Consider the following 6,746-nt stretch of genomic DNA (forward strand, 5'->3'; position numbering starts at 1 on the left):
TACATGAAAGGGGTATGACATCATGAAGAAATGGACAGAACAACAAGTCATCGATAGCCTAATCGAAGCTAGTATCGAATATCCCGCTCTCGACGCAAAGACGTATGCGCGCTGGTCGGTCGGAAAAGACATTCCATCGATCACGACGATCATCAATGTATTTGGCTCTTGGCGTGAAGCACTCCAAGCCGCTGGTCTCTCATCGATCCGTCCTTATTTCTCAGACGAAGAAATCCTTGCTTTCATCAAGGAAGCGTCAACGCGTCTTCATCCTTTCCATAGCAACAGCTACCGGGAGTGGGCAAAGGCGAAACATGGCCCCTCCTTGACATTGATCAACTTACGCTTCGGTTCTTGGTCACGTGCACTCGAAGAAGCACACATTGAAATGACACGTTCTATCTCGATGACAGAAGAACGTATTATCACGGCACTGCTCGAAGCTTCAGATGTCCTTCCACGTCTGACGACACAGACGTATGCGATTTGGGCACAAGAAAACGGACATCCGACAGTCGCGACGATTGCCCGTAAATACGGTTCATGGGCAGATGCCCTCGCTTGCCTCGACATCGCCCCGCCTCGCCGGAAATGGGTCGAAGAAGATGTCCTTGAAGCACTGCGGCAGGCACAAGAAGAGTTACCTTCGCTCAGCATCATTCATTACCGGAAATGGGCAGAAGGTCGCTCGGTTCCGAGCACCTCAACGATCAATGCTCTCTTCGGTAGCTGGACCTCCGCCGTGCAATGCCTCAAGCGTGCACGCGTCTCTCTTTCCTGATTCTGCTCTTCTACCTAAAAGGAGTGGTCCGGTCTCGACCGGATCACTCCTTTTTCGTGCCTATGATTTTTTGATTTGCTCAAGCAGCGAGGCAGGCAACAGCGTCACCGTATCGTGCTTCAATAAATAGATGTCTTCCACATACGCTCCGATGCGTCGGGGATTACGTTGCCCGTGGAGATTGTTTTGAATCGCTTTCGGAAAATTGACGCCACATTCATACGCATGCGGGTACCCCCCACCGAATCGCGGATTGATCTCTGATAGGTAGAGCGTTCCGTCCACATCGAACAGGTCAAAATCAAGCGGACCGATAAGACCGGTTCCATCTAAGACGTGCTCGACCAGTTCAAAGACATCATCGCGTTTAACGGAACGACTCTTGTCAGTTTCTCCTGCACGCATGACGAGTTTCTCCTTGATGAAGATATCGGTCACTTCATGCGTCAGCCAGTCGACATAGACATCGACACCGAGCTCTTGTCCTCTTAAGTATTCTTGAATCAATAAATCTGGATAGGTAGCGAATAATCCTTCGACGACCTCAAGTGAAGAAACTGCCTGGACATGGAGACTGGCACTCCCATTGCGTGGTTTGACGAAGACTGGGAACTGGACCTCCCCTTGCGCAAGTGCGCTCCGGAATGCTTCGAGCGTCACGTATGTCCGCGCATGCGCGATCCCTTCCGCGACACAATACGTATACATCGCGTACTTGTCGAAACAGAGACGACAGGCATCCATCGGTGAGACGAGGACCGTGACACCGATGGCTTCAAACTGTTCCGTCGCCGCTGCAAGTAACTCCAGTTCAGGATCAATCAATGACAATAATGCTGTCACCTGTTCCCGCTGGCACAATTCAAGTAAATGCTTGATATAATCCGGTGCATCGATCCGTGGTACGAGATGATGGCGTTCCGTCATATAGAGACCCGGTGCGAGTGGACTACAGTCCGCGGTACTGACATGACCGTATGACATCTCACGGACAAAATACTCGACCAGCTTCGTCCGACGACCAACGCTCGTCATCAATAAATGGGAAGTCTTCATAAGGCAGTCTCCTTCGTTAAAAGTGATGCCTGTTCTTTTCGTGCCAGAAGGAAAGACTTCCTGCTTGGCGTCGTACTTTTTTCCTATAGACGAGTAGATAACATCCGATTCCAATTAATGCCCCCATTCCATCGAGTAAGACATCTTGAATGAGTCCTGTCCGGTCCCCTGTCAAAATCTGATGAAACTCATCAAAGACCGCTACCGTGATTGCTAACGAATAGGCAAACAAGACGGCCAGTCCTGTCGTTAGGCGACGACGCGTCAAATCAATCAATCCCACACCTAACACAAGAAACGTTGAGACGTGCGCGGCTTTTCGAATGAAAAATTCAATGAAGCCACTCCGTCCAAGGGCAGCGACACTGACTTCTCCATGATAGGAAAAGGAGATGAAGCGCAGATGATCGACGAATCCTAACGGAATGAAGCGCGATAACCCTGGTTTGATGGATTGTGCCTGGTACGGCATCGAACTTGAGATAAAGAGGACTAAGAGAACGGCGAGGACAACATAGCCGGACCATGTAATTTTTTTCATGAAGACACTCCTTTTTTCACATACACCTTAGAATAGCATGCGGTTTACATCAGTATAACTATCGCTTTAAAAGCCAGTTTTAGTATTTAACTATCTTTTTATTTCCTTATTCAAACGTTTTTTACATTTCAAAGGTTTCTCCCGTACGATAAGTGGTTAATTAGTACTATACACGATGACCTGAGGAATAGGAGTGAAGCGCTATGAATCGCGCACTTGGAAAAAAAATCATGCAACTACGAAAACAGCACAAGTACACCCAAAAGCATCTAGCCGAAAAATGTGGTGAAACTGCGACGACGATTTCCGCATATGAACGCGGACAACGGATGCCAACTCCCCAATCCCTCGAACGCTTAGCACTTGCTTTAAATACAACAATCATTGATTTGATTGATCCAAAGCATGTTCAGCACCCATCTCTGAATGAATTCATACAACAAGCGCTCGAACCGACGAAACCTCTTGATTTAAAGCTCGTATTAGAGGATTTACTCGTTCATTTGAGTTTATCTAAAGAAATTTATTTCGATGGTAGACTGATCTCAACTACAGTTCGAGAAGAGATGGCGACTTCGATTGATCATGCGTTAAAACGCGGATCAGCATCGATCGAAGCTTAAAAAGAGAAAAGGCATGGGACGTAATCGCTCCCATACCTTCTCTCTTTTTTTAGTCCGTTTTTACGACATGATCGATGTACAATTGACTTTCTTCATATGTTGCCTCCAACAGTCTTCGAAAAAAAGTGTTTTGTACCGTCTTCTCTGAAACGAACACGCGATCATATCGTTGATGTGTCTGTTTGAGAAGACTGAATTTTAGCGTTCGAAGTTCTGAAGAAAAAAACAATTGAATACCGTGATGTCCGAAAGCATCCATTGCTCTCGATTCTTCTAAGAAGTGAAAGGATTCGTCTGGAAACAAAGTCTCAATGAACGATAGACAGCTTTTTTGAAAGGTAGTTTCGTTCTGATTTTCCATGATGGTCCGGCTCCTCTTTCTCATGATGTACTTTGAATCGTAATACAAAACTTCTGTATCTCAATACCCTGCCTTTAGACCTATTCAAACTAAACTAGGAGATATATTTTTAATTTATTCTCCTTCTATTCTATCAAAAGCTTATTGTTTATTGAATTCAAGAACGACAATTGTTTTTCCTTCATATATTGATCGACCTTCATAACGAGAGAGTTTCGCGAATTCAAATAAGGTTTCAGGTTTGTATAAGTAATCGATTGCATAGCTTACTTTTTCTTCGCTACCTGATTTTAAATACGCATTAAATAAGAGTCGTTCGCCATCTACATGATGACCAAAGAACATTAAAGTATCATGTATCCGTCGAGTCGAAATGGACTGCTCTGATTCTCTTAGATAAGGAATATCGTGCAACGAAACGAGCAGTTTTCCATGTACACCTAAAAGTTGACGTATGTTCCGAAAGAATAATAGCAGTTCCCCACGGTTGTAATGCATGATGGTCGTACCAGGAAGAACGATCCGATCAAAGAATTCAGGACCTACGACGTCTGTCACATCATGGCTCCAGCCATATACTTTATGACGGTACGGTGTATCGATTTGATGTGTCCGAATCATTTCTGACTCGATCAAATATAAATCGTATCCTTCATCAGATAAGAGATTAAAGAGTTTTGGATCGAACGTGCCGTAAAACAGAACCTTCTCTTCTTTTTGTAGATAGCGTCGATAAAACGTCAATTCATCAATTTCTGTGACTTGCTTCGCTTCTTGATACAGTTGCCCAAAACGTTCATCCGCATAAACGTGATCGAGTACTTCAACACGTGAATAGCTTCCCTTTCTTAAAAATGGACCAAATAATACGTCACTCATGATACATCAACTCCTTATAGTATCGAATCGCTTCTGCATAGTCTGCTCCAAGTCGTTCTGGTAATACATCAAATTGTTCTTTTTGATCAGCTTCAAGAATCCACAAAAATGCTTCGTTCGTTTCGAATAGTTGCATCGATGTTAAATCGAAAGCGAAATACCCCTCTTCGTTTTGAATACCAATCAACGTGAGTGGACCGATACGTCCAATCGTTCGTGGTAATTCTAAATCTGAATAGGGTGTAACAAATCGACTTTCACCTGAAAATGATCCTGCGAGTTGATAGAGTAACGGAAATAACTCGAGTTCCTTTGGTGTGGCCATTGCCTCTAACTGCCCTGCTCTTTGCTCAACCATTAGAGAAATGTCCGAACTCAACCGATCGGTTTTCTGTCGATCCGCATAGATACCATCTTCAAAGAAAAAAAGACGATGTGAATTTTTCAATCCAGCTTGTGTCGCATAATCCAATATACCGGCAAATCGTTCGTTTTGAATCCACCCGGTATCCTTCCAGCGCTCCAACTGACGAGCGAGTTCTGCCCGAGATAAAACATCAAGTCGTGTTTCAAGCGGTGGGGACAGTGTATCACCGAAAGCAAGAAGGACTGGCATCCGACTCATTAATTCAATGATTGGTAGATCGTGACGCATCGGATGATCAAAATACACGATACTATTCACTGTCATCGATGTGAAAAAGGAGGCTGGAATACGATTCAACAATGAGCTATCTTCGATATAGACATGCCGCAACGGTTGCGGTTGGAATAGTGAAGCATATCGATGAACGCCCGTCATCAAAGACAATAACTCGTTTTGAACGATGGGAAGCACTAACTTTTCATCCTCAAATATGAGAGGTAGTTCTAAACCATTTAGAAAATCGGGTTGTCCAAATACGATACCACCTTCCGCTCGAATTAAATGAAACTGAACATGAAGCATCTGCTGCTGCAAATAAGCAACCAGTCGTAATGTACGTTCTCCTTCACCTTGTAGAATAAAGAGATAATGTTCATATTCTTGAAAATTCATATAATCCAGTAAATCCTCGAACGTATGCATGTCGTAATCAAAAACATCTAAAGAAAAACGATGGGTTTCACAAAAGTGTCTCATCGCTGAAGAGGGACGTGAGCGTTGTAACCAACCATCCTGTTCTGATACGATCGTAATTCCTATCATGTGATTGCTCCTTTCTGATGAAAATCATGCAAAAAGGACTTCATCCCACATACGAATGAAGTCCTTAGAATGATTCAAGCAGTCTTGTTTCTATCTTTCTTAGACTTAGCAATGGTTTGATCCATTTCCCGATGAGCCAAGGGGGCGACTGAGACGGTAGCAGCATTGAGACACCAAGCGCAAGAAGTCATGTTACGTCGCGTTTCTTTTAAGATGAGTGTCATGGGTGTACCCCTTTCTGAATCAAATACGGCGGGCGATGAAACATTGATATGAAATCAAGTAAATCTATGGTATCCCTTTGCAATCACTTCTATAATAGAAATGGATACTGAGTAACAGTTCAATTTTCATGAAAGGACGAGGATCCAATGGATCATTTCACGTCACCGCAAATTGGTTTGGCGTTACGCCGTCTGCGAAAAAAACATAATCTAACGCAAAAGGATTTAGCAAACGGTATCTGCAGTCAAGCAGAAATCAGTAAGATTGAGAGTGGCACACATTCCCCAACAATCGAATTGTTATATGCGCTATCCCGAAGGTTACAAGTTCCGATTTCTGCGTTTCTAGATCCCAATCGTCAACAAGATTCATTAAAGACGATCGATGAAGACTTACTACATCGTTTTAGAAATCAAGACTTTGAGTCGATCTATAAAGAGAGTCAAAAGATTTTAGAGCAACATGATTCTTCTTTTGAGTTTGTACTACTGTACAAATACTACTATTACCTTTGTTCGTATCGACTTCAAAAAATTGATTATCGAACCTGTATCGTTGAGCTTCAAAATTTATCAGCAGATTATCTAACTTCTCATTATTCACCCAGTATGCTGATTCGTATTAAGTCAGCTATCGCGAATCTATACTCTGAAAATAAAAGTTATCAGCATAGCATTAATGTTTATGAGGAAATCCTCAAATTAAATTTTGATAGTGATGATTTAGTAACAGAAAAAATTAGAATCACCTATAATTTTTCTAAAATCTTATTAGATTTCTCTAAATATGAACAAGCTCTGCAATTGATTGATGAAGCAATTGAAGAAAGCCTTAATTTTAAAGACATGTCGGTATTAGGACAGTTATACGCTCAAAAGGGAGATTGTCTTGAGAAGTTGGGCGCGACTAAAGAACAAATTATTGGTGCCTATGACAAAGCGTATTTTTTGTTCGAACTACTCAACATGAATCAGTATAAAAAAATCATTTCTTCTATTCGAAGTGATTTTTTAAAAAATATTGTTAGTCAAAATAGTTAATTATGCTCGTGTTGTAGAATATTCAAGTGGGATACGCTCGATCGCTACATC

7 protein-coding genes are annotated in these 6,746 nt (G+C 42.5%); 3 read left to right on the forward strand and 4 right to left on the reverse strand.

What is annotated here, in order from left to right; all coding sequences use genetic code 11:
* Positions 1 to 22: 22 nt before the first annotated feature.
* Entirely contained in the window at positions 23 to 781 is a 759-nt protein-coding gene (locus tag N179_RS10780; protein WP_023469403.1) for a homing endonuclease associated repeat-containing protein, read from the forward strand.
* Positions 782 to 841: 60 nt separating this feature from the next.
* Here the strand turns inward: N179_RS10780 and N179_RS10785 are convergent, their stop codons facing one another.
* Together N179_RS10785 and N179_RS10790 are read right to left on the reverse strand one after the other, a co-directional pair.
* Positions 842 to 1,837, reverse strand: coding sequence for an ATP-grasp domain-containing protein (locus N179_RS10785; protein WP_075642856.1), 996 nt, complete (start codon positions 1,835 to 1,837; stop codon positions 842 to 844).
* A 16-nt stretch (positions 1,838 to 1,853) separates the two neighbouring features.
* A complete protein-coding gene (locus N179_RS10790) occupies positions 1,854 to 2,378 on the reverse strand; it encodes a VanZ family protein (protein WP_075642857.1) in 525 nt (174 codons plus the stop codon).
* Positions 2,379 to 2,581: 203 nt separating this feature from the next.
* Between N179_RS10790 and N179_RS10795 the strand changes: the two genes are divergently transcribed.
* On the forward strand, positions 2,582 to 3,001 hold the full coding sequence (locus N179_RS10795) for a helix-turn-helix domain-containing protein (RefSeq protein WP_023469406.1): 420 nt from the start codon (positions 2,582 to 2,584) through the stop codon (positions 2,999 to 3,001).
* A 502-nt stretch (positions 3,002 to 3,503) separates the two neighbouring features.
* Here the strand turns inward: N179_RS10795 and N179_RS10805 are convergent.
* Both N179_RS10805 and N179_RS10810 read right to left on the reverse strand, forming a co-directional pair.
* Positions 3,504 to 4,241 (reverse strand): class I SAM-dependent methyltransferase, encoded by a 738-nt coding sequence (locus tag N179_RS10805; protein WP_035396050.1) that lies wholly within the window; start codon positions 4,239 to 4,241, stop codon positions 3,504 to 3,506.
* Entirely contained in the window at positions 4,234 to 5,430 is a 1,197-nt protein-coding gene (locus tag N179_RS10810; protein ID WP_075642858.1) for a hypothetical protein, read from the reverse strand. Before N179_RS10810 ends, N179_RS10805 begins: the two co-directional genes overlap by 8 nt.
* A gap of 371 nt (positions 5,431 to 5,801) precedes the next feature.
* Between N179_RS10810 and N179_RS10815 the strand changes: the two genes are divergently transcribed.
* The gene (locus N179_RS10815) at positions 5,802 to 6,695 is read left to right on the forward strand and encodes a helix-turn-helix domain-containing protein (protein WP_035396046.1); all 894 of its coding nucleotides are present in this window, start codon (positions 5,802 to 5,804) and stop codon (positions 6,693 to 6,695) included.
* Positions 6,696 to 6,746 lie beyond the last annotated feature (51 nt).

It is taken from the genome of Exiguobacterium indicum HHS 31, assembly GCF_001939065.1.
Lineage (GTDB): Bacteria > Bacillota > Bacilli > Exiguobacteriales > Exiguobacteriaceae > Exiguobacterium_A > Exiguobacterium_A indicum.